Annotated in this window: 13 protein-coding genes and 1 riboswitch; of the genes, 5 read left to right on the top strand and 8 right to left on the bottom strand. The window is 61.2% G+C overall.

What is annotated here, in order from left to right; genetic code table 11:
* Nucleotides 1–201 precede the first annotated feature (201 nt).
* A complete protein-coding gene (locus tag JFT66_RS23795; protein ID WP_198860303.1) occupies nucleotides 202–1269 on the top strand; it encodes an ABC transporter substrate-binding protein in 1068 nt (355 codons plus the stop codon).
* Here JFT66_RS23795 and JFT66_RS23790 read toward each other — a convergent pair.
* Nucleotides 1266–1484, bottom strand: a complete 219-nt coding sequence (locus JFT66_RS23790) for a DUF2970 domain-containing protein (protein ID WP_153838294.1) — start codon at nucleotides 1482–1484, stop codon at nucleotides 1266–1268. The genes JFT66_RS23795 and JFT66_RS23790 overlap by 4 nt on opposite strands.
* 113 nt (nucleotides 1485–1597) lie before the next feature.
* Between JFT66_RS23790 and JFT66_RS23785 the strand changes: the two genes are divergently transcribed.
* Nucleotides 1598–8827 (top strand): NEL-type E3 ubiquitin ligase domain-containing protein, encoded by a 7230-nt coding sequence (locus JFT66_RS23785; RefSeq protein ID WP_198860302.1) that lies wholly within the window; start codon nucleotides 1598–1600, stop codon nucleotides 8825–8827.
* Between the two features lie 54 nt (nucleotides 8828–8881).
* On the opposite strand, the gene JFT66_RS23780 is transcribed toward JFT66_RS23785, so the two are convergent.
* Both JFT66_RS23780 and metH read right to left on the bottom strand, forming a co-directional pair.
* The gene (locus JFT66_RS23780) at nucleotides 8882–13693 is read right to left on the bottom strand and encodes a dermonecrotic toxin domain-containing protein (protein WP_198860301.1); all 4812 of its coding nucleotides are present in this window, start codon (nucleotides 13691–13693) and stop codon (nucleotides 8882–8884) included.
* A gap of 136 nt (nucleotides 13694–13829) precedes the next feature.
* Nucleotides 13830–17540, bottom strand: coding sequence for a methionine synthase (metH, locus tag JFT66_RS23775; protein WP_034119344.1), 3711 nt, complete (start codon nucleotides 17538–17540; stop codon nucleotides 13830–13832).
* A gap of 166 nt (nucleotides 17541–17706) precedes the next feature.
* On the opposite strand from metH, the gene JFT66_RS23770 reads away from it, so the two are divergent.
* The 3 genes from JFT66_RS23770 to nfuA all read left to right on the top strand — a co-directional run bounded on the left by JFT66_RS23770 (nucleotide 17707) and on the right by nfuA (nucleotide 21755).
* Nucleotides 17707–19998: a fatty acid cis/trans isomerase gene (locus JFT66_RS23770; protein ID WP_198860300.1), complete on the top strand. Its 2292-nt coding sequence runs from the start codon at nucleotides 17707–17709 to the stop codon at nucleotides 19996–19998.
* Nucleotides 19999–20085: 87 nt separating this feature from the next.
* On the top strand, nucleotides 20086–21111 hold the full coding sequence (locus JFT66_RS23765; protein ID WP_034119459.1) for an acyltransferase family protein: 1026 nt from the start codon (nucleotides 20086–20088) through the stop codon (nucleotides 21109–21111).
* A gap of 59 nt (nucleotides 21112–21170) precedes the next feature.
* On the top strand, nucleotides 21171–21755 hold the full coding sequence (gene nfuA, locus JFT66_RS23760; protein WP_027606479.1) for a Fe-S biogenesis protein NfuA: 585 nt from the start codon (nucleotides 21171–21173) through the stop codon (nucleotides 21753–21755).
* Between the two features lie 302 nt (nucleotides 21756–22057).
* Here nfuA and cobM read toward each other — a convergent pair whose 3' ends face one another.
* The 5 genes from cobM to JFT66_RS23735 all read right to left on the bottom strand — a co-directional run bounded on the left by cobM (nucleotide 22058) and on the right by JFT66_RS23735 (nucleotide 25044).
* A complete protein-coding gene (cobM, locus tag JFT66_RS23755) occupies nucleotides 22058–22804 on the bottom strand; it encodes a precorrin-4 C(11)-methyltransferase (RefSeq protein ID WP_198860299.1) in 747 nt (248 codons plus the stop codon).
* A gap of 70 nt (nucleotides 22805–22874) precedes the next feature.
* Nucleotides 22875–23267, bottom strand: a complete 393-nt coding sequence (locus JFT66_RS23750) for a cobalamin biosynthesis protein (RefSeq protein WP_198860298.1) — start codon at nucleotides 23265–23267, stop codon at nucleotides 22875–22877.
* Nucleotides 23264–23968, bottom strand: a complete 705-nt coding sequence (locus tag JFT66_RS23745) for a CbtA family protein (RefSeq protein WP_034119340.1) — start codon at nucleotides 23966–23968, stop codon at nucleotides 23264–23266. The genes JFT66_RS23750 and JFT66_RS23745 overlap by 4 nt, the downstream gene beginning before the upstream one ends.
* An 11-nt stretch (nucleotides 23969–23979) precedes the next feature.
* On the bottom strand, nucleotides 23980–24168 hold the full coding sequence (locus JFT66_RS23740) for a CbtB domain-containing protein (protein ID WP_032875937.1): 189 nt from the start codon (nucleotides 24166–24168) through the stop codon (nucleotides 23980–23982).
* Nucleotides 24169–24265: 97 nt separating this feature from the next.
* Nucleotides 24266–24479, bottom strand: a riboswitch (cobalamin riboswitch).
* Between the two features lie 145 nt (nucleotides 24480–24624).
* Entirely contained in the window at nucleotides 24625–25044 is a 420-nt protein-coding gene (locus JFT66_RS23735; RefSeq protein ID WP_198860297.1) for a hypothetical protein, read from the bottom strand.
* Nucleotides 25045–25068 lie beyond the last annotated feature (24 nt).

Raw genomic sequence — 25068 nt, 5'->3', positions numbered from 1 at the left:
GGCGATGCGATGAGCAATTCAACCAAAGCCCGTAAACCTGACAGTACCGTGGATGCCTGGGCTATTTTGTTCCTGATTATCCTGGTGGTGGGAACCGCCGTGTTCTGGGTCAGCCACCAGTAAAAAAGAGCGTTGATTGAGTCTCGATTGGCTGTCGATTTGCCACTATCATGGCGATCAATATTCCAGGCTCGAACAGCTATGTTGAAGGCTCTGATTGCGTGTGTGTGGTTAGCCGGATCGACGTACGGGGCAATGGCCCAGGCGGCGTCGGTGGTGTTTCTCAACCCGGGCACGTCCACGGAAACCTTCTGGGTCAGCTATGCGCAATTCATGCAGGCCGCCGCCAAGGACCTCGGCCTGGATTTGCGCATGCGTTATTCCGAGCGCGATGCCCATAACACCCTGATCCACGCCAGGGAAGCCCTGCAAGGCAGCGAGCGGCCTGATTACCTGGTGCTGGTGAATGAGGAATACGTCGCCCCGCAAATTCTGCGCATGGCGCAGGGCAGCGGGGTCAAATTGATGATCGTCAATAGCGCGCTGACGCCCGACCAAGTGCAATGGCTGGATGCCCGCACTGACGTCAGCTGGATCGGTAGTCTGGTAGCTGACGACGATCGCGCCGGCTACCTGATGCTCACCGACCTGCTGCGCCAGCATGGGCCGATTGCTCCCGATGAAACCCTCGATCTGTTGGCGTTTTCCGGCGTCAAGAACACCCCGGCTGCGCAGCGCCGTGAACAGGGGCTGCGCCAGGCCCTCGCCGAGCACCCGCAAGTGCATCTACGGCAGTTGGTCTATGGGGAGTGGAGTCGCGAGCGTGCCCTCGAACAAGCTACCCAGTTGTTCAAGCGTTACCCACAGACGGTGCTTGTGTGGTCGGCCAACGATGAGATGGCGCTGGGCGCCATGCACGCCCTGCAAGACAGCGGGCGTGTACCGGGCAAGGACGTGCTGTTCAGTGCGGTCAACAGCTCGCCGGGCATATTGAAGGCTCGCCTGGACGGGCGGCTGACCACGCTGGTCGCCGGGCATTTCACCCTGGGCGGTTGGGCCATGGTGCTGATCAATGATGACGCCAAAGGCGTCGACATCGACGCGTACGGCGGGCGGGATCGGCAACTGGCGCTGTTCCAGCTGATCGATACCGCACAGGCGCAGCGCTTGTCGGGGCCGATGCCGTCGGTGGATTTTCGCGCACTGTCGGCGGTGGGCAAGCCTAAGTCCTACCGTTACCCATTCAGCCTGCAATTGCTGCTGCGCTAAATCCCGGCCAGGTGCAGCACCAGCTTGACGATGCCGAACAGCGTGAGCGCAAACACGGCCGTGAACAGGATGCCCAGCACGATAAAATGGCTGGGTTTGCCGTGGGTAAAGTCGCGCGCTCGATTTTTCCCGCTCTGCACGCCAAAGGCCGCCGCCATCACGCTGTGCAGCATTTGCCAGAAGGTCGGCGGCTTGTTGTCGAGTGGATCGTCCATAAAACCCTCGTCACGAAGACTCTCCACCACAGCATAGACGCCCCGTATCTATACACCACCGGCCTTGGGCTGAACGGTGATGTGCTGTCACTTCATTTCACAGGAGTGACAGCATGTCCGATTTATCCCCTGATTCCACCGTCGCTAAACCACCGGCTGCAACCTTAAGTATTCACGGCGACTTCCTCGAAAAGGCTGTGCCGCAATGGCTGATCGACGCAACACCGGCCCGCCGCCTGGCGCTTAAACACAGCACGGCGGTCTTGCCGGATTGGTACATAAACGCCTCGCCCGAACAGCGCAAGACCGTCACTGCCAGCATCAAGGCCAGCACCCTGGCCCAGACTCGACTCGACAAAAGCATGGCCACGTTCCAGGACGTCGACACCTTCGCTCGGCCCTTACTGCTCAAGGCCTTGAAAGACCAGTACCAGGTGAACGTTGACGTCGACAAGACCCTGCTGTGCCTGCGCCGCCCGCTGGCGGTGACGGTGCTGGAGCTGGAAGTGTCGTCGTTCGAATTCCTCAAGTTGTCGATGCTGCAAGCTGCACTGCATAACTTCGAAGCCTGGGAGTGCAAAAGCGCTGCCTACCATGAAAGTTCCGGCTTTGTGGTACAGGCGGCCAGCCCTGACACCTTTGAAGCCACCACGCTTAACCTGACGGTCAGCCAGTTCCTGACGCTGTGCCGTGGCCTGGATGTGGGCGCCAAATACCAGGCCTACCTGAAGACGTTCTTCGAGCCTGCCGATGCCACGGCCAAGGCGACCCTGCGCCAACGGTTCATCGCCAGCCAGAAAGCCGCGATGCGCGCTGCCGCTGACCAGGCATTATTGACCCGGGACATCGAGCCTGCGGACCACAGGATGATCGTCTCGGTGATCAATGGCGAAGTGCACCCGAGGATGGGTGACAAGCAAGTCTGGTTCAACGACATGGGCCTGATGAAAAAGCGCATGACCGGCTGCGTGGCCTTCGTGATCGGCAAGAAGTACCGCTACAACGACGAAGTGATTCTCTACATTCCCCAGGACCCGGAGCATGCGCTCAAGCGCTATACCGCCGCGCAGATGCGCCAGGAATTCAAGCGCCTGTTCACCGCCAGAGACGGCATGCAGGCCAACGATGCCAGCCCCACGGCCTACCAGCGCTTTTTCAGCCAGTTCGTGCCGTATGCGCAGCGCGGGTATTACTACAGCCAATTCACCCAGGCGGCTGCCGATTCCCCGGGCGGCCCTTTGACGTCGCCGTGGCGCACCATCATCGAGACGGTCAGTGAGCTGTCGCCCGCCACCCATATCAAGGAGCTGCCACCGGCAAGTCCGGCAAAAATGGAACCGGCACCCGATCCGTATATCGCGCCCTCTTATGTCACCCGCAAGGGGCGCGGGCCGTGGGCGGACAATGTGGACCTGTGGGACTACCTGTTTGAGCAAAACCGCGACAAGGTGTATGCCGATGCCCGCAGCCATGCGGTGCCCACCGCCGAAGTCGATATCAAGGCGCGTGAAGCAAAACTCGCCCATCTGCTGGAAATCGGCTTGCTGGGGCTGAACATGGTCTCCATGTTCGTCCCGGTCCTGGGCGAAATCATGTTGACGGTGATGGCCGGGCAGTTGCTGTACGAAACCCTGGAAGGCTCGATCGAATGGGCAGAGGGCGACAAGCGCGCGGCCAAGGCGCACCTGGTCGACGTGGCCGAGAACCTCGCGCAGCTGGCTGTCATGGCCGGCGTGGGTGCAGCGGTGAGTAGATTCAGGGCAGTCAAGCCGGAACCGTTGATTGAACACCTTAGCCCCGTGACGTTGCCCAACGGCGAAACCCGCCTGTGGAAGCCCGACTTGAGTGGCTATGAAAGCCCGGTCGCGCTGGATGCCGGCCCAGGGCCGAACGTGCTGGGGCAGCATCAGCTGCAGGGCAAGACCTATATCCGCCAGGGCAATAAGGTTTACGAACATTTCTTTGAGGCGTCGACCCAGCAGTGGCGCATCAAGCACCCGAGCGACGCCGCTGCCTACCAGCCGATTCTTCAAAGCAACGGCCGTGGCGCCTGGCGCCACATCCTGGAACGGCCACTGGAATGGGACCGCCTGACCCTGCTGCGGCGCACGGGCCATACCACCGAGGCGTTTTCCGATACCGAGCTGATCAAGGTGGCGGATGTCAGCGGTGTCAGCGACAACGCCCTGCGCAAAATGCACATGGACCTCGCGCCACCGCCGCCCGAGCTGAGGGATGCGATGCGCCTGTTCAAGGCCGACGCCGACACCGGCCAGGTGATCGAACAACTGCGCGGCACCCAACCGATTGATGACCGCTATTTGTACGCGCTGCCGCTGGTGGCGGAAATGCCCGGTTGGCCAAAAACGCGGGTGCTTGAGGTATTCGAGGCACCGGGTTTATCGGGCGCGTCCGTCAAGTATGGCTCCGAGCGTCTGCCACGCGGCGCGACTGCCAAGGCGCCGATCAGGATCAGCCGTGCCGATTTCCTCGGCGGTCAACTGCCGGCGCACATTCTGGCGGTGCTTGATGAGCAGGAAGTCGTCGGCCTGCTGGGCGCGCAGGGCGCACGGGTGGTGGAGCTGCGGCCGCAAGAGTTTGGCAAGCAACTCACCGAGTACGCCCAGACCCGCAAGCCGGCGATTTTCGACAGCCTTTACGCCGGCACGGAGCCGGTGGCGAGCCAGGTCCGGCGGTTGCAGCGCGTATGTCCCGGGCTTAGCGAAGCGGGCGCCGAGGAAGCGTTGGCGCACGCGCGGCCTGATGACCTCAAACAACTGGAGGACGCACACCGGGTGCCCTTGACCTTGCTGGAAGAGGCCCGCTGGTATGCGCGCCAGGGTCGCCAAACCCGTGCCTATGCCGGTTTGCGCAGCGAAAACATGGCCTCGGCGGACAGCCGGCGCCTGGCACTGCATTGCCTGGAAAAACTACCGGGCTGGCCGGACACGCTGCGCTTGGAGGTGCGCGCAGACAGTGACAGCGGCACGCTGCTGGACAGCATTGGCAGCGAGTCGGCACGCGACAAGAAGTACCTGGTGAGAAAAAACTCACGCTTTCAGGCTTTCAATGCGCGCGGTGAAGCACTCAACAGCCTGCCCAGACAGGGCGACAATTTTTATGCCTCGCTGATGCACGCCTTGCCTGATGAAGCACGGCGCGGGCTGGGCGTGCCTCAGGTCGGCCAGAGCGCCGAGTTGCAGGAAAAAATCATTGAGTTTGCCGACCGTTATCGCAGTGAAACAGCACCGCAGGGCCAGCGTCCCAAGCCACCCGTGCGGGTCAACGACACACGGGTGGGGTACTACGCCAGCGGACGTGAGGTCGACGTGAGGGCAAATCTTGCGGCGCGGGCGCGGGTGATCTACCCGGAATTGAGCGACGCCCAGGCCAGTGCTTATATTCGCCAGTTGCAACAGCCGGGCAGGAGCGACAAGGCAATCTTCAACCTCCTGGAAAACCGCAGGCGCGAATATGAAGAGTTGGCGTCAACCCTTGACCAGTGGGTGGGCCGGCCTCCGGTGGCGCTGGACCCGTTCAGCGCCGCGCCGGACAATTCCGCGTATCTGCATAGAACCCAGGTCGCCCAGTTGCTCAAGGCGCAGTGGCGGCGCGCACCGCTGGCGAGGGAAGTACCGGGTGCCGAACGACTGTCGATTGTGATCAATGAGCCGTTGCCGCCGCTGACGGCTGACTTTGCGCATATCCGCGAGCTGTCGGTGGGCGGGCGCGGTTTGAGCGACGCCAACGCGGATGCCTTTCTGGCGCGATTTCCCAATGTGAGCAGTCTGTCTATTGGCGAGAGCGGTCGCGTGTGGGACCCGGCTACCTTCGGCATATCGCCGCTGACGACCGTGCCCAAGGCGGTGAGCGAGATGACTCAGCTCAAGCACCTGACGTTCAAGGCAGATGCGTCGTCGCTGGCGTCGGATTTCTCCTCGAAACTCAATGCGCTCACTTCGCTGCAGGCGCTGCATATCGAGTGCAGCGGGTTTTCTCCAGCGGCACTCAACAACCTGGATTTGTCCGCGCTTGTGCAGTTGAAACAGCTGAAGTTCGATGCGCCTCACGCGCTCTCGCAGTGGCCGGCTTATGCTGAAAACCTGGCCCAGTTGGAGCGTCTGGACCTGGCCAACACCAGTATCCGCGCATTGCCTGAGAGCCTGTATACCGGGCATGAAGACCTGTGGGCGGGCCTGTCGCTGGACTGGTCAAACTTCACCCGCGAGGCCTTCACGCCGGCGTATAAGTACGTGAAAGACTATCGGGGCGAACGGGTTCACCTGGCTGACCTGCACCAGATGGTCCGCGAGTACGCCAGGGGCGAGTTGCAGTCGTTGCTGGGCACCTCGCCGCTGACGGGCGCCTTGCACGAAAAAATCATGACCACCTGGAATACCCCAGTCACCCGCTTTGCTGCTATCGAAGCCCTGGCGGCAGAGTACAACGGGCTTTTTGCGCGGTTCTATCATCCGGCCACGCCGGCGTCGCGCCTCAGGTTACGTTCGCTACCCTGGCAAACGGGTGCCAACGCACACGTTATCAATGCCCTCGAAGCCAGCTGGCGCGGGGCGGTAGCCCAGCGTTATGAATTGACGGCCAACGTATCGGTGCTTGAGTTGCCAGCGCCGGAGTTTCGAGCGGACGCCGGGTCCTTGCCGGTGAGCACGGTTGAACTGCCGCAACTGCCGGCTGCCACCTTTTCCCATGTGCGCACGTTGCGGTTGGGCTGGCTGGGAGAGTCGACTGAGCAGACCCGTGGTTTTATTCGCGCGTTCAGCGGCACGCAAACCCTTGAACTGCGCGGCCATGGTTTGACCGAATTACCCATCGGCCCAGGTGACCTGCCTGCCTTGAGCCGACTCGACCTGTCCACCAACAGCCTGGTGGTCACGCCAGCGGTCCAGACGCAACTCAATGGTCTGAGCAGCCTGGAGCAATTGAATCTAAGCCATAACCCACTGAAGGCGTTGGATGTCAGTGAGTTGACGCATCTCAAGGCGCTGAATGCGCGAGCGAGCCAATTGCAGGCCTGGCCAACCGGGGCCGAGGGTTTGCCGCAGCTGGCGTGGCTCGACTTGCGCGATAATCAACTGCCGACATTGCCGTCATCCGTGTTGGCGAACGACGCGTTGATGATGAAGGTCAACCTGGCGGGGAACCGCTTCCTCCCGGACGGTGAGGTTGCGCTCAAGGCGGCACGCCAGCGGGTTGAAACCGCTCAAGGTTTGCCCGAAGGAGCGCTGAGCCGGTTTGAACAGCAAGCCCTGCCAGCCGCTTTTCCACCGGAAGAAACCGGCTGGTCGATGGCGCGTTATTTATTGCCACTGCCTGGACCAATAGATGCCGCGGAAGGCGTTGCGGGCTTCGCCAAGCGCTTGCAACAGTTGAACCCGGCGCTGACTGAGGATCAGGCGCTGCAACGGCTGGAACAACTGCGTGACAGCGGGTCGAGCGACCCACAGATAGACGCGCAACTGAGCGCATGGCGCCGGGAGTGCGAGTCCCTGACGCGCCAGCTCAATGGCTGGCTGTATACCCGCGATTTGCATGCAGCGGACGTGAGCGTATTGGCCGAAGAACGGCAACTGGCAGCGGCCAAAATCAGTGAATGCTGGCAGCGTGGGGTGTCTGGTGATGCAGAGGCCGAGCTGAGTCTGCACGGCCTGCAAATCGACCATCTGCCTGAATTGGACCTGCGCTTTCAGCATGTGCGCAGCCTGGACTTGACCGGTGTGCGCTTTTCGGGGAAGGGTGCCGATGGCTTTCTCAACAGCTTCCCGGCGTTGCGCAAGCTGGTTCTGAGCGGCAACGAGCTGACGGCGTTGCCCGAGGCGGTGCAACACATGGGCCAGCTGGAGCAACTGGAATTGGCCGCCAACGCTTTCAGTGATCCAGAGCCCCTGTACCGCCAATTGGGCGGTGAACGCTTGCGCCGTCTGGACCTCGGCCACAACAACCTGAGCGAGTTCAGCACCAGCGCCTTCAGCCGCCTGGAAGCCCTCGACCTCGGCTACAACGACATTGCCCAGTGGCCCGACGGCGCATTGGAGGCCACCGACCTGCGTACGCTGAACCTCAGCGGTAATGCCCTGACGACGTTTCCGGACCGCTTGCTGGGGGGCAGTCACGATCAATTGGTGACCGGAACGAACCTGGCCGACAATCACCAGCTGTCGCTCAACGCGCTGGAGCAGCTCAGGCACTACAGCGATGCCCACCAGGGGCAGGGCGTCATGGGCCTGACCCGCGAGGACATCAACCTCAGGATTGCCGCGCTAGAAAGCGACTCCGACATCGGCTCTGGAAGCGACTCCGGCGCTGATTCGGACGGTGACTCCGACGATGATAATGACGCCGGGGCGGCCTATGAGCCCCTGGAAATCATTCTTGACCCAGCGGGTGAGGCGGGTGAAGCGGCGCTGGCGTCCTGGCTGATGAACACGCCCTCGGCCCTGGCCGCATCCAGGCGGCAGCTGTGGGTGCAACTGACCCAGGAGCCCGGCCACGCCCCCTTCTTTCATTTGCTTTCGCAACTGCGTGATACCCACGAGTTCAGGTTCACCCGCACTGATCTCACTCGGCGGGTCTGGGAGGTGATCGAAGCGGCCGCCAGCAATGCGCAACAGCGCGAGACGTTGTTCGCGGCCTCGCAAACCCACAACACCTGTATCGATGGGCGCACCCTTACGTTCAGTGCAATGGAGGTGCTGGTGTTCGAGGAGCGTGTGTTGCGTGACGTTCCGGTCCACAACTTGAGGCTGCGCGGCCAACGGTTGTTGGACCTGTCCCGGCAACTGTTCCGGCTCGACCAGGTCGATACCTTGGCCGAACGCAATGCCCAGGGGCTGGACAGGGCCGAAGTACGCCTGCAGTACCGCATCGGCATGACCCGCGGGTGGCCAGACGGCCTCGACCTGCCAGGGCAACCCACCTACATGGCGTTTGCTACGCCGCTCAGCGGGCAGGCCTTGAATAGCGCGCGTGCGCTGGTGCTCGCGGCGGAGGGCGCCGATGGGTTTTATGAAAGCCTGATTGCCCGGGATTATTGGCTCAACTACCTGCGCGAGCGCTACCCCGACGCTTTCAATGCGCTGGAGCAAAATGCTTTACGGCGTCAGGATGCTTTGGAGGACGCACACAGTGCCAGGCAACCCGGCACCGAGAGCCAGGAACGCTACGAGGTGGAGTTGACCCTGTTGGAGATCGAGTTGGGCAGCGTGCGGGCGCAGAAGCTGCTTGAGCTGTCGCGAAAGGAGGTGCTGGAGCTATCGACCGGCACGGTTGAGACCTCACCGCCGAGACCGGCATCGCCGCAACCCGGTCCGTCCTGGAAGCAGTAGTTTTTCAAGCCCCCATACCCGCAGGTGCGGGTATGGGGGCCATTGGTTGGCAGGTTACGCTTGCAGCGGCGGTTCCAGTATCAGGAACAATTTCTGATCCAGGGGCGGTCTGATCAAGGCTTTGTCCATCAGGACGGCAGTGCGGTTATCTGCCGCGGCTTGTTCGATCACCTGCCGGCGCGTCAATGATTGCTGCTCCGGGAGTTTCAAGTGGGCGAAGCTGTGTTGCGCTGCCGGCGTCAGCTCCGTGGGGTAGTGGAAGTGCGCATACCACAACACCTTGAGCGTTTGTTTGTCCTTCACTGAGTATTCGGTCAGAAAATCACCGGCTGCGAGTAGTTTTCGGCTTTTGACCAGGTTGATATCGATGAAGCCTTTTTTGTGCAGGTAGTCGATGTTTTCAGCTTTGGGGAGCTGTTGCATGTAGCCCTGCGCGCGCACCTCGTGAGCCAGGTTGCGAGCGGCCCGTGCCCTGTCACCGTAGGCCTTGATCAAGTCGTCAGCCTCGGCGTGGGTGGCATGGTCTTTTTTGATCTCATTGGCCAAGGCTTCGATTTTGCTCGCATGCTGGGTCAACATGTCTTCCCATTCCACCGGGCGCAGGGTTTCCCGTCGTGTGGGATCGCCAAGTTTTCGCTGTTGGTCGCGTATCGTGCGCTCAATTCTTGCCCTTTCGGCAAATACGGATTCTGCACTGCGTTTAATCGTGTTCAACGAGCGCTTTACCGGCGCGCTCGGTGATACGACCGGCGCCGCTTGGACAACCTCAGCCCAGACGCCTTCAGCAGCATGTTCGTGGTAGCTGGCGACAATCTTCTTGGTGTGCGGGTCGGTGATATCGACAAAATTGCCCGGCATGTCTGGCTGAGGCGCACGCAGGTCACCCACCAGCGTGCGTTGGTTGCGCGTCCTGATGACTCGGCGGGTGGCGGGTTTTTCACGCGCGGGGGCAGGTAGTCTGGGTCGGTGAGCGAACCCTTCTTCTGAAAGAATCAGGTCGGCCAGTTCGGCTTCAAGGTCGGTACGGGCGCTGCCAATCTCATCGAGGAAGGTTGCCCGATATTCCTCGCGCACAAAGCCGGAACCCATTTCAGCCAGCGACCTGACGGCGTTCTCCAGCCGGTCATAGCGCTCAAGCACGTCCTTGAGCACCTCAATTTGCTCAAGCGTCGAGTAGCCACGGGTGCTGCGCATTTCCGTATGCGCCAACACACTGGTGACGGTTTTGGCGTCGGTGAGCACCATGATGTATGGAAACTCGGCGAGTTCCCGGGATGGGTGAGTGCGATCAAATACCAGTTCAGTCAGGAAGATCAGTGCATGTTGGTTGAGTGTGCTTGAAGAGATGTTTTGATCACTGGGGCTGTCCTGCAATAGCAGTTGGCGCAAGGCAGGGTCTGCTTGCTGGAGGATATTCTCGACGTGTTGGGCAGGCTCGATCTTCTGTTTGAGCACGTCAAATTGCTGCTTCCTGATGTGCCTGAATTCCTCGTAGGCGTCTGTGATGCCATTGGGTAACTGCGTATTGACGCGGTCATGCACTTCATCTTCCGTTTCGCCGCGCTCGGTTTGAAGCGTGTCCAAGAGCTTTTGCGACATGACCTCATAGACCGCGCCCCAGTAATTAAACAGGGCCCTGGTGTTACTGTTGCGACGTTTTACATGGTTCGGATCGGTCCTGTCGGCTGCCACCAGTTCACCGGCGAGGGTTACCATTTGCTGCAGCATGGAAACTGACTCATGACCTTGCTTCAGATACCGCTCAACGGCGATCTCCCAGTCGACCTTGGCCTGTGCCGTGGAAAGGCGCCGTTGCTCATGGCGTTGAGTCATTCTGACGTGCAACGCTGGAATCGCAGCCGTGTTGGCGAGCCTTGACCAATCTGCACGCAGGTCTATCCGCTCTTTCGCCAGCCGGTTGCGGGCGTCGTCCAGCGCGACTTTAAGCTCTATCGATTTTATCGCCACCGGTACGAATCTCCCCTCAAGTGCACTCAGGTCTCGCTTGAGCGCATCGATTCGTTCGCGTTGTATACGCAGTTGTTCTTCCAGCTTTTTCTTGGGCATGCCGCCTTCAAGACGCGCCTTGCGCTCAAGGCGCCAATGCCCCTGATTGTCGCTGACCAGCTTGAAACCAGGGTGCAGTGGGCGTTGTGGATCCACCAGGTAAACCTCACCAAACCCCGGCACCACGCTGACCTGAAACAACAGCCCGCCGACGCTGGCATGCCAGGTTTGGCCAATACGGTACAGCCCCATGAGTGGGCCGCTGGCCTCTGGCGGCGGCAAGGTTTCGGGCCAGGGCACGTGGACGTCGAGCAGCGCCTTGAGCAACTTCGCACTCGCCTGTGGGCTGGCCAGCGAGCGGCTGAAATCCAGGGCGGTGCGGCCGGTTGCCGGGGGTTCGCCGGGCAGCGTCACGGCACCGTGGCGAATCAGCGACTGACCGGTCTGGAGCGGTCGGCCCGCCGGATGGCGCCAGGTGGCCAGGCGCAAGGCACTCTCTTCGGGCGCGGGGCGCGCCAAGGGCTGGCGGCTTCGAGGGGAGGCGCTGGTGGCGTGCAACAGCAGCATGGCGGTATTGAGCAGCAGGTCAATCAGCGCCAGTTCACGCGTGGTCGGGTCGCTGCTGTCCAGGCCGGCCAGGTCCTGCTCCAGGCTGCTGACCAACACCAGGAACCAGCCGGCCAGCATGGCCGGGCCGCGTACCAACGGCAACAACAGGGTATTGAACAGCAGCCACGCGCCCTCCATCACAATGGCCCAGCGGCTTTCGTGGTTGGACACCGACTCGCGGTCCGCCAGGTCGACCATCGCCCGCGCGGTGCTGCCGAACAAGTGGCTCAGCAGTTGGCCGTTGATCTGTGACTGCAGCCATTCCTCGGCGCCTTCATCCACGGCCAGCGTCGCCGGTGCAGGGTCTTCAGGCGGCGCGAACTCATCCCCCGGCAGGAAGCGAATGATGTGCGGCTGTTGGATCCCGCCGTTGTCATAAATCGGCCGAGCCGTGTCGCTCAGCCAGGTCAACACACTGCTTTGCAGTTCGCCGGGGCTGGCAAGCGCCTCGAGCAGAGCCTGGCGTGTCGGGTATTGAGACAGGGCCTCGGCGTACAGCGGTCGGTACAGCACGTGTGGGCCAACGGTTGCGTCCCGGGGTTCGATCACGAAGAAGTTGCTGACGGCATCCGGCGTTGCCCCGGCTTTGCGGCACAGGGCCAGTGGGCGCAGGACGATTTCCTGAGCGTCGACGACTCGGTCTGCGGGTGTCTCGCCCATCAGCGCTTTCACATTGCGATAGCCGGTGGCGGTGACCCCGTGTTGTTGCCGAATCGCGTATTCCAGGGCGCGCATCGGCAGCTGCACTTTGAGTTCGCGGGTGAAGAGTTTTTCCCGTCGGCGCGCGTCGACGGTGTCCGACAGCAACAGGTCTTTGATCTTCTGCGGGTAGGCCGTTCCGATGTCGACACGCTGGATCAGGCCCTGGCTGCCCAGCACATAGTCTTCGTTCAGCCAGTCCGGCAGCGCCCCGGCGGTTTTGGACCGTAGCGTCAGCGTGCCTTTAGGCTTGCCGGCCAGGTTCTTCACCGCCAGCTCCGTCAGCGACAGCTGCACATGTTCGATAATGCCGGCGCCGCCTGGGTAACCGGCCGCCACGGCGAAGTCCAGCAGTACATCGTCGGGGTCTTGGTCGCCGTGGTCGGCCTGCATCTGCTTGCGCAACGCATTGCGGCTGAAAGCATGGATGTTTTCCACGCCCTCATTGAATGAACGCCCCTGATTGAGGCGCAGCACCTGGGCCATGTCCTGCAGGTGGCGGTGGTAGGCAAAGCGCTCATTGGCGCCAGCTTGACTGAGCCACGCCGGGAGTTTTTCGCTGACCTTTTGCAGGTGCGCCGGGGCGGGCACGGCGGTTTGTGTAAACAGCAAGGCAGGGTCCGTGAGCGTTTCCAGAGTGCGGTCAAGTGCCGCTTCGCTTTGCCCCTGATAGGCCAGCGTTTCGAGGTCTTCCAGTTGCTGATTGAGAATAAGCCCGGCCTGTTGCTCAAACACGTTGCCGTCTGGTTCATTGCGCCGCCACGTCAGGCTGTCGAACTGAAACTGCGCCTGCATCCGCGCGCCCCAGGCTTCGCCAAAGGCGTCCAGGGAGCCAAACGGCTCGACAACGCCTGCTACGCTGCACAACAGCACCTGTCTGTCGCGCACCAGCAGCAGGTCCGGCGTCAACAGGCACACCTCCTTGCCGGCTTTAGACAGTGTGGTTTCGATGAAATACGCGTAGGTGGTCGGCGTGGAGCGGGGCAGGCGTTCCACGCGTGACGGCCAGGCGGCGGTGGTGGCCAGCATGTCCCTGTGGGTGTCGCTCAGGCCCTGGCGACCGGCTGCCGCTGCGGTCATCTGGCCATTGAGCCACTCGCCCAGCCATTGCCAGCGGCTGCTGCCGAGGCTGTCTGTTTCGCTCCAATAGCTGGCCAGGTCCGCTTGGAAGTGCAGGTAAAGCGAGCCTGGCAGCTCGTCGATGATTTGTGCAATCACCTGCATATCGATATCGGGCAGGCGGCCGCCGCTAATGGGTGACAGATAATACGGCAGGCCGTTCTGGGGGCGCAGGTCAAGCAGGCGCGGGTTCAGGACGTGGGCCATCGCGACACTGATCAACAGCGGGAACGCGTAGCAGGTATTGGCGCCGCAGGGCGTTGGGCCGGCGAGTTTGAGCGTGAGCAAGTCCACCTTCAGACTCGGGTAGTGCTCACGGATGCCAGCCCGTAGAGCCTTGAACACCACTGAAAACAACGCCGGGCGCGTGGCGAAATGAGCATGGATAGCCTGGGCCGGCAAAGGGCTTTGGGCCACGGGTAAATCGGGCATGAAGAAATCCTTTTTCTGTGTGTACCCGGTGTCAGGTGAGCTGCCGGGACAGCGGGCCGAAGATCGGCCCAGCACAGAAAAACGGATTTCTTCCTGACGGGGGCGGCATTGGGATACCGCACGCCTTGGCCAGTGTTTAGTTGTCGTACCCCAGGTTGGGCGCCAGCCAGCGCTCGGTCACGCTCAGGTCTTGAGCTTTGCGGGCGGTGTAGCTTTGCACCTGGTCCTTGTCGATTTTGCCGACAGCAAAGTACTGCGCCTGCGGGTGGGCAAAGTACCAGCCGCTGACGGCCGCTGCCGGGAACATCGCGTAGTGCTCGGTGAGGAATACGCCGCTGCGCCCGGCGTGCATTTCGCGAGCCTCGGGGTCGAGCAGTTGGAACAGCTGGGCTTTCTCGGTGTGATCCGGGCACGCCGGGTAGCCCGGGGCAGGGCGGATGCCGCTGTATTGCTCCTTGATCAGCGCCTCGTTATCCAGCTGCTCGTCCTTGGCATAGCCCCAGTGCTCTTTACGCACTTGCTGGTGCAGCCATTCGGCGCAGGCCTCTGCCAGGCGGTCGGCCAGGGCCTTGACCATGATCGAGTTGTAGTCGTCACCGGCGTCCTGATAGGCCTTGGCGACCTCTTCGGCGCCGATGCCGGCGGTGGTGATGAAGCCGCCGATGTAGTCGGTCACACCGCTGTCTTTAGGCGCAACGAAATCGGCCAGGGAGAAGTTCGGCTTGCCGTCGGTCTTGATGATCTGCTGGCGCAGGTGATGCAACTTGGCAATCGGCTGGCCGTCATCGCCGTAGACTTCCAGGTCATCGTCCTGCACCTGGTTGGTTGGCCAGAAACCGAACACCGCACGGGCGCTGATGAGTTTCTCGTCGATCAGCTTCTTGAGCATTTCCTGGGCGTCGGCATACAGCGCGGTGGCGGCTTCACCGACCACTTCGTCCTCAAGGATGCGCGGGAACTTGCCGGCCAGGTCCCAGGAGATAAAGAACGGCGTCCAGTCGATATACTCGGCCAGCACCTTGAGGTCGATGTTATCCAGCACCTTGGCGCCGGTGAAAGTGGGCTTGACCGGCGTGTAAGTGCTCCAGTCGAACTGCGGCTTCTTGGCGATGGCCGCCGGGTAGCTCAGGCGTTCGGTGCGCGCACTGCGGTTGGAGGTGCGCTCGCGCACGTCGATGTATTCCAGGCGGGTTTTCTCGACGAAACCGGCCTTCAACTCCTTGGACAGCAGCTGCGTGGCCACGCCCACCGCACGGGAGGCGTCGGTTACGTAGATCACTGCGTCGTTGCTGTACTTGGGCTCGATCTTCACCGCCGTGTGCGCCTTGGAGGTGGTAGCGCCACCGATCATCAGCGGCAGGTGGAAGTCCTGGCGCTGCATCTCGCGGGCGACATGCACCATCTCATCCAACGACGGCGTGATCAGTCCGGACAGCCCGATGATGTCGCACTTCTGTTCCTTGGCTACCTGCAGGATCTTCTCCGCGGGCACCATCACGCCCAAATCGACAATGTCATAGCCGTTGCAACCCAGGACCACGCCGACGATGTTCTTGCCGATGTCATGCACGTCGCCTTTGACCGTCGCCATGAGGATCTTGCCCTTGGCTTCCGGCTTGTCGCCCTTTTCCAGCTCGATGAACGGGATCAAGTGGGCCACGGCCTGTTTCATTACGCGGGCGGACTTCACCACCTGGGGCAGGAACATCTTGCCGGCGCCAAACAAGTCGCCAACGATGTTCATGCCGGACATCAGCGGGCCTTCGATCACTTCGATCGGGCGGGCGAACGACTGCCGGGATTCCTCGGTGTCTTCGACGATATGGGTGGTGATGCCCTTGACCAGCGCATGTTCCAGACGCTTGTTGACCTCCCAGCCACGCCATTCTTCGGTTTCGGCTTCCTTGACGCTGCCGTCGCCCTTGTATTTGTCGGCAATGGCGAGGAGGGCGTCGGTGCCTTCCGGGGTGCGGTTGAGCACCACGTCTTCTACCGCGTCACGCAGCTCGGCCGGGATCTGGTCGTAGATCTCCAGCTGGCCGGCGTTGACGATACCCATGGTCAGGCCGTTGCGGATCGCATACAGCAGGAACACCGAGTGGATCGCCTCGCGCACCGGATTGTTGCCACGGAACGAGAACGACACGTTGGACACGCCACCGGAGGTCAGCGCATAGGGCAGCTCGTCGCGGATATACGCACAGGCATTGATGAAGTCGACAGCGTAGTTGTTGTGCTCTTCGATACCGGTGGCGACGGCGAAGATGTTCGGGTCGAAGATGATGTCTTCCGGCGGGAAGCCCACTTCATTGACCAGGATGTCGTAGGAGCGTTTGCAGATTTCTTTCTTGCGCGCTTCGGTGTCGGCCTGGCCGGCTTCGTCGAAGGCCATCACCACCACGGCGGCGCCGTAGCGCTTGCACAGCCTGGCGTGGTGAATGAACTGCTCCACGCCTTCCTTCATGCTGATGGAGTTGACGATGCCTTTGCCCTGGATGCACTTGAGGCCCGCCTCGATCACTTCCCACTTGGAGGAGTCGATCATGATCGGTACGCGGGAGATGTCCGGCTCGCCGGCAATCAGATTGAGGAAGGTCACCATGGCCTTCTTCGAATCGAGCATGCCCTCGTCCATGTTGATGTCGATCACCTGGGCACCGGCTTCTACCTGCTGCAGGGCGACTTCAAGGGCTTCGGTGTAGTTGTCTTCGCGGATCAGCCGGGCGAACCTGGCTGAGCCGGTGATGTTGGTGCGCTCGCCGACGTTGACGAACAACGAACTGCGATCAATGGTGAACGGCTCCAGGCCCGACAAGCGGCAGGCCTTGGGAATGTCCGGGATCGGGCGCGGCGCGTAACCGGCCACGGCGTTGGCGATGGCTTCGATATGGCCCGGTGTGGTGCCGCAGCAGCCGCCGACGATGTTGAGGAAACCGCTCTGGGCGAATTCTTCGATGACCTTGGCGGTTTCCGAGGGCAGTTCGTCGTACTCGCCGAATTCGTTCGGCAGGCCGGCGTTCGGGTGGGCCGAAACGTGGGTGTTGGCCTTGTTCGACAGCTCTTCCAGGTACGGGCGCAACTCGCTGGCGCCAAGGGCGCAGTTCAAACCCACCGAGATTGGTTTGGCGTGGGCCACGGAGTTCCAGAACGCTTCGGTGGTCTGGCCCGACAGGGTACGGCCGGAGGCGTCGGTGATGGTGCCGGAAATCATGATCGGCAGTTCGATACCGAGTTCTTCAAACACGCCTTGCACGGCGAAGATCGCGGCCTTGGCGTTGAGGGTGTCGAAGATGGTTTCGATCAGGATCAGGTCGGCGCCGCCTTCGATCAGGCCCTTGGTGGCTTCGGTGTAGTTTTCCACCAGCTCATCGAAGGTTACGTTGCGGTAGCCGGGGTTGTTCACGTCCGGCGACAGCGAGCAGGTGCGGCTGGTCGGGCCGAGTACGCCGGCGACAAAGCGCGGCTTGGCCGGGTTCTCGGCGGTCTTGGCATCGGCGATCTTGCGCGCCAGGCGTGCGCCTTCTACGTTCAGCTCATAGGCCAGCTCTTCCATGCCGTAGTCGGCCATGGAGATGCGCGTGGCGTTGAAGGTGTTGGTTTCGAGGATGTCGGCACCAGCGTCCAGGTAGGCTTTTTCGATGCCGCCGATGACGTCCGGACGAGTGAGCACCAGCAGGTCGTTGTTGCCCTTGACGTCACTCGGCCAGTCGGCGAAGCGTTTGCCGCGATAATCCTGCTCTTCGAGCTTGTAGCTCTGGATCATCGTGCCCATGCCGCCGTCGAGGATCAGGATACGGTCCTTGAGGGCTTGGTGAAGGGCTTGCAGGCGAGCGCTACGATCGGGCATGGGACTACTCTGGTCAGGCATTACGGAGGGGGTGGATCATAGCAAACCTGTGCCGATTCAGAGCATGTACGGGTTCCGCATGAATATCGCTCATGTTGGTGGCGGCCGTGGCCCGGTAGAATCGCCGGCACTTTTATAGCGTACGCATTGAATCGGGACCGGATACATGTCACTTCGTCTTATCACCAGCGCCATCCTGGCACTGGTCGCCTGTATCGCCCAGGCACAAGGTCCCGCTGCGGCGATCTCCTATACCCGCGACATCCAACCGATTTTCACCGAGAAGTGCGTGGCCTGCCACGCCTGCTACGACTCCGCCTGCCAGCTCAACCTGGGCAGTGCCGAGGGCGCGGCCCGTGGCGCGAGCAAGGTGCCGGTGTACGACGGCGAGCGCAGTCAGGCCGCGCCGACTACGCGCCTGTTCTATGACGCATTCGGCAAGCAAGCCTGGCAGCAGAAGGGCTTCTATTCGGTACTCGACGCCCAGGGCAGCCAGGCCGCGTTGATGGCGCGCATGCTGGAGCTGGGGCATAACGCGCCGCTGCAACCGAATGCCAAGCTGCCTGAAGAAATCGTGTTGGGCCTCAATCGCGAAAACATGTGCGCGACGCCCGGTGAGTTCAATGCCTACGCCGGCGCCCATCCCAAGGAAGGCATGCCGCTGGCCGTCACTGGCCTGACCGACCAGCAATACCAGACCCTGCAACGCTGGCTGGCCTCCGGTGCGCCGATAGACGAGCAAGGCCTGGCACCCAGCGCCAGGGAAGCCTTGCAGGTGCAGCAGTGGGAAAACCTGTTCAACCAGCCGGGCGCCCGGGAAAGCCTGGTGGCGCGCTGGTTGTACGAGCATTTGTTCCTGGCGCACGTCTATTTCGAGAACGGCGAGGCGGGGCATTTCTTCCAATGGGTACGTTCGCGTACGCCAAGCGGCCAGCCGATCGACCTGATCGCCACCCGTCGTCCCAACGACGACCCGGGCACTCAGGTCTATTACCGCCTGTGGCCGGTGCAGGGCGTGATCGTGCATAAAACCCACATCACTTACCCGTTCAGCGCGGCGAAAATGGCGCGGATCAAAGACCTGTTCTATTCCGGCGACTGGCAGGTGAGTGCCTTGCCGGGCTATGGGCCGGGTCGCCGCGCCAACCCTTTCGAAACCTTCGAGGCGATACCGGCCAAGGCGCGCTACCAGTTCATGCTGGATAACGCCGAGTACTTCGTGCGCACCTTCATTCGTGGGCCGGTGTGCCGTGGGCAGATCGCCACGGACGTGATCCGCGATAACTTCTGGACCCTGTTCCAGGAGCCGGACCACGACCTGTACATCACCGATGCGCGTTACCGCGGCCAGGCCACGCCACTGTTGGCCATGCCGGGGCAAAACGATGATGTTGGCAGTGTGCTGGGCCTGTGGCTGGCCTATCGCGACAAGCGCAACCAATACGAAGCCCTGCGCCGTGACAGCTATGCAGACCTGCCGGCGCCGAGTTGGTCGAGCCTGTGGGCGGGCAATGACAATGCCTTGTTGACCATCTTCCGCCATTTCGACAGCGCTTCGGTAACCAAGGGCTTGATCGGCGAAGTGCCGCAGACGATGTGGTTGTTCGATTACCCGCTGCTGGAGCGCACCTATTACCAACTGGCAGTGAACTTCGACGTGTTCGGCAATGTGTCGCACCAGGCCCAGACGCGCTTGTACTTTGACCTGATCCGCAACGGTGCCGAGCAGAACTTCCTGCGCCTGATGCCGGCCGATACCCGCGAGGATTTCCTTGATGACTGGTACCAGAACAGCGGCAAGCTCAAGCTGTGGCTGGACTATGAGGCTATTGATGACGACAAGCCGAGCGGGCTTCACCTGGATGAAAAAGACCCTAAGCGCGACTTCGCCAATCAACTGCTGAGCCGCTACGGTGCCCTTAACGTCAGCCCCGATCCGATCAACCGCTGCCTCGGGGCCTATTGCTCGCGCCCGGGTATCGGCCCGGCCTTGCAGGATGCCGAACAGGCGCTTAGCCGCCTGACTTCGCGCCCTGCGGCGGGGCTCAAGGTGATCGATCAGTTGCCCGAGGCCACGATGTTGCGCATCGAAACCGCCAGCGGCCAGCGCGTTGTCTACAGCATGCTGCGCAACCGCGCCCACAGTAACGTAGCGTTCCTGCTAGGTGAGGCCTATCGCTATCAGCCGGGGCTGGACACACTGACCATCTACCCCGGGGTGATGAGCAGTTATCCCAACTTCATGTTCAACATCCCGGCCCACGACGTGCCGGCATTTGTCACGGCGATGGAAAATGCCAAGGATGCCAAACGCTTTGAAAAGATCGTTGATCGCTGGGGCGTGCGTCGCAGCCATCCACAGTTCTGGCAGTACTTCCACGATCTGTCGCAGTACATTCGGGAAACCACCCCGATGGAGGAGGGAGTATTGGACATGAACCGCTATGAGAACCTATAACGACTGTCAGTGATCCAGTCATCTCCCCAAACGGGCGCTGAAGTGGTCGGATATTTGCCTTGCGGGAATGGAAAAGGTATTCCGATGATGTTGATTTCAGTGCAGGCGCTACGTGCCTTGGCGGCGTGGATGGTGGTAGGGCATCACTTCATTCAGGTGTTTTTTGAATTTGATGTGGACACCCCGCTGGCCTACCTGTTTGCCGACAAGGGTGGCATTGGGGTGGATATATTCTTTGTCATCAGTGGCCTGGTGATTTTCCTCGCGACCGCGGACAAGGCGCTGACCCCCTGGCAATTCATGCTCATGCGCCTGGCACGGATCGCGCCGGCGTATTGGTTCTATACGCTGCTCATGGCTCTGGTGGTTCTGGCCGTACCCTCGATGTTTCCAGAAGCTCAGGTCGTGCCCAGTCATGTACTCCTGTCGCTGCTGTTTATCCCGGCCGAGAACCCGGGTGGGTTTGGGGTGTATCCGTTACTGGATGTCGGCTGGACCCTGAACTTCGAGATGCTGTTCTATGTTCTGTTTGCCGTGGCTTTGTGGGTTCGCGGGTCTTACCGGTTGTGGGTAGTGGCCGCGTTGCTGTATCTCGTGTGCTGCATCATCAGCCCTGCTTTGAACCTGGCCAGCGGGTTCTACAGTAACGACATCGTGCTGGAATTCCTGATGGGCATTGTGATCGGCATGCTGTACCGCCGTGGCCTGTGCCGGGCCAGGGCGTGGCTGCCGCTGTTGGGCATCGCGGTGGCGCTGGCGGCGATTTATCACGGGGCAGATGTACCCCGAGCGCTGGAGTGGGGCGTGCCCAGTGCGCTATTGGTTATCAGCTGTGTGGCCCTGGAGCCTTACTTCCAGGGTTCGCGCATCTTGAAGTTGCTCGGTGATTGCTCTTATTCGGTGTACTTGATCCACGTATTGGTGCTGGTCGCCGGGCGGTGGGTTGCTGAACGGATGGGGCTGGACCCCTACGCAATCCTGCCGGTTTGCATCGCGGTGATAGCGCTGGGCGCCTATGGCAGCTACCAATGGCTGGAGAAAGCAACCTATCGCACGCTCAAGCGTTGGCTGGGCGTTGAGGAGCGGGTAATTATTTCCCGACAAAAATACTAGGACTTTGTACCTCTGTAATGATTTGGCGTAAACTGCCGGCAAGCCTGTGAGGAGTTTCCATGACTGCCATAACCATTACCGACGCCGCCCACGATTACCTGGCTGACCTGCTGTCCAAGCAGAACACCCCGGGTATCGGCATCCGCGTCTTTATCACCCAGCCCGGCACCCAATACGCCGAGACTTGCATTGCCTACTGCAAGCCTGGGGAAGAGAAGCCTGAAGACACCGCCCTGGGGCTGAAAAGCTTCACCGCGTACATCGATAACTTCAGCGAAGCCTTCCTCGACGACGCTGTGGTCGACTACGCCACCGACCGCATGGGCGGCCAGTTGACCATCAAGGCGCCCAACGCCAAGGTGCCGAACGTCAACGCCGATAGCCCGGTCAACGAGCGCATCAACTATTACCTGCAAACCGAGATCAACCCGGGGCTGGCCAGCCACGGGGGCCAGGTGAGCCTGATCGACGTAGTGGATGACGGTATCGCTGTATTGAAGTTCGGCGGCGGTTGCCAGGGCTGTGGCCAGGCGGACGTGACGTTGCGCGAAGGCATCGAGCGCACCCTGCTGGAGCGTATTCCTGAGCTCAAGGGCGTACGTGACGTGACCGACCACACGCAGAAAGAAAACGCCTACTACTGAGTAAGGTGTTCACTGCGAGCATAAAAAACGGCGCCCCGTGAGCGCCGTTTTTTTTGATTTAAATTCAGTAAGTTGCTGTTACCCACGGATTCAAGCCTGCGTTCGGCCAGCGTGGTTTGACGGGGCGCCTAAGATCAAAAGCCAGATCAAGATCAAGAGCGGCTCGCTTCGCATCGTAGTTATCGTTGTCAGCTACGAAGTTGTGTAGATACCCATGCTCATCGGGGGCAAGGCCCCTCCCACATTTTTCTGTATTTATTAATAAAAATCAGTGTGTTGATTTTACTTTGTGAAGTAAAAAATCAAGGCCGATAAAGGTGTGCATGCCCGGCCCGATACAGCGACGACTCACTGAAACTGTCACTGGCCAGCACCCGGCCCACCAAAATCAACGCAGTACGCCGGAACCCCTTGGCTGCGACCTTGCCGGCAATATCCGCCAGGGTGCCGACGGCCCAGTCCTGATCCGGCCATGTAGCCCGGTGCACCACGGCTATCGGGCAATCGGCGCCATAATGCGGCAGCAGCTCGGCGACGATCTTCTCCAAGTGGTTGACACCCAGGTGAATCGCCATGGTCGTGCCGTGGCGAGCCAGGCTGTCGAAGTCTTCACCGGCCGGCATGCTGGTTTTATCGGCATAGCGGGTCAGGATCACGCTCTGGGCAATGTCCGGCAGGGTCAGTTCGGTTTCCAGCAGCGCCGCACAGGCCGCCACTGCCGTGACCCCGGGAATGATCTGGAAGGGGATGCCCAGCTCACGCAAGTGGCGGATCTGCTCGCCTATAGCCCCATACAGGCTTGGGTCGCCGGAGTGCACGCGTGCCACATCCTCGCCGTTTGCGTGGGCAGTTTTGATCAGGTCGATGATCTGCTCCAGGTGCAGCTCGGCGCTGTTGACCACCTGTTGCGCCCGATGGCCTTCCAGCACCGCCGCAGGTACCAGCGAGCCGGCATAGATGATCACCGGGCAACTGCGGATCAGCCGCTGGCCCTTGACGGTAATCAGTTCCGGGTCGCCGGGGCCTGCGCCGATGAAGTAGACGGTCATGGAGGATTCCTGTTGAAAAACGGGCGAGCATGAAGATTGCTCATGATCGAGAACGGCAATTATCGGGTTTTTAACCGGTACAGGCTAATGCAAAGGCGGCCTGGGCGGTTTTCTTGCGGGTGATCAGCAGGCGGGCAGGGCCGTGGGCGAGTTGCTCGGCCAAGGCCAGGGCGGCGCTTTCGGCGATGCCGTAACAGCCAGTATGGGCAAAAGCCAGGGCTGACTTGTGGCTCAGGCGGTGTTCATAACCGGCCAACTGTTGCGCACTGAAACACTGGAGTGGCAAGTCCAGCAACTGGGCCAGGGCCAGCAACCCGGGTTCATCCTGTTTGCGATCAATGCTCGCCAGCGCCGTAATGCGTTGGCGCTCGATGCCGCCTTCGGCTAGCGCACTGTCAAACAGGCCCAGCAGGGTGTGAACATCACAACCCCGCTGGCAACCCAGGCCGACTACCAGGGTCATGCCGAGTATTGATCATCGCGGTTGCGGCGGAACAGCCAGGCGCTGATCAGGCCCAGGGCCAGCCAGAACGCCACGTTGGTCAACTGCGAGGCGATCTTGAACTGCGCTTCGAGAGCCTCCGGGGCCAACATCGAATGCACTTGTGGCTGTGGCGCACCGATGATATGAGGCACGGCAAGGATCGCCACGCCCAGCACTTTCAACAGCCAATTGCGCCCGAACACGATCAGCGCGATACCCGCAGCGGTGGAAGCTGCGGTGCCGATCCACCAGGTCTGGCGCAGCGCAAGGTCAGCCGCTGCAGTGCCCGGTAATTCCGGTGGCAGGCCCAGGGTGGGTGCCAGCACAAAGGTCGCGTAACCCGCCAGGCCCCAAAGCAAACCCTGGGCGGTGCGGGTCGGTGCGCGCAAGGTGTACAGGCCGGCCAGCATCAGCGCAAACCCGACCGCCACTACCAGGTTGCCACCGGTAGTCGACAGCACGCGCTGCCAGCCATCTTCCGGCTCCCAAGCTTCGGCGTCGTGGGTGTGGGCAGCGGCCCCTGCGGCATGTTCATGGGTGACTTCGGCGACAGCCGGAGCCTTTTCATAGGTCTCCGCCTGCAAAATCAACGGCGCGACCCACAAGCTTTGCAGCAGGGTCAGCAGCAGGGCGGCCAACAAGCCGGTGAACCCTGCGGTTCGGGCGATACGCTTGATCATGTCGGCAAGTCTCAGTGGCACGGGAACGCGGCGCTGTGGCGGGTATCGTGGGCCGCGTTGTGCACGGCCTCGATATGCGAGAAGCCGGCGAAATACACAAGGCACGCGCCCAGGATCGACGCACCGATAGCGGCAGTCAGGCGTTGGCTCAAGGTGGCGGTGCTGCTGGCGGAGTGCGAAGTGCTGCTGATGATCGACATGGCGCGTCCCTTTCGAGTGTCAGGGTGAAACGAGCGCATGAAAACCCCGCGAGCCAGGCACGCAGGGTTCTGAACAGCGCCCGCCCACCGCGGGTTTGTTATCTGATTTTTTCGGGCCGGTCTCCGGGCTTGCGAGGGGCGGCTCTTGAAAGAGTCCAGCCTGATAAGCATCTCCTTCCCATGCACAGCACAGTGGATTTGACGCTTCGCTCGCTTACCGTTGCGGGGGCAGCACCGGAGTTGCCATAGGTCTATGGCGCACCGATTTCCCGTTTCACCCTGTGAAGGGCACCCGAAACAAGATGTGTAGGAGAGCATGAGCGGGAGTTATGCGTCAATGAGGGTTGTATGGCATTCAGGGTTTGGCCCTTCCCCGTGGATGGAAAGGGCACTGTTGAGTTCAGTCATACCCCTAGAGGCAGCCGGCTATCGTTCGCTGCACCGGCCTTCAAGGTTTTACTCGGCAAAAGCGACTGTCGAACGGCGTCCGGCGGCCACATTCTCTGCATCATCGAGGGTAAATGTGCCGTTGAGCGGGAACATGGTGCTCCCGCCAATCAAGTCGAGTTCCTTGAACACGTCTTTGCGCTTCAAAGTCTCCGCCGCGATCTCGCTCTGGCGTGCTGTTGGCGGTGTGCCTCGCAGCGGCACTCCGTCAGCTGTCCTCTTGAGCGAATCGCGGGTGATGGTTTCGGAGTCGAACCTGGGGTCATGCAAGGCGTCCATATTGTCGATGATTTCTTGCAAGAGCTCCTCGCGAGTCAGCAGGTCGACGGGCCGTTCGCTGGTGGTGGTCTGCGGATTTTCTCGCTGGGTGATAGCGTGCGTTTCGGCAGGCGGTGCTGTATTGATGTGTGGCGAGACTGTGAGTGCCATTGTTGACTCCATAGAATGTTGGGT

The sequence above is a fragment of the Pseudomonas sp. MF6755 genome (genome assembly GCF_016405635.1).
GTDB classification, from domain to species: Bacteria; Pseudomonadota; Gammaproteobacteria; order Pseudomonadales; family Pseudomonadaceae; genus Aquipseudomonas; species Aquipseudomonas haemolytica.
This window is presented reverse-complemented; position numbering and strand designations above follow the sequence as displayed.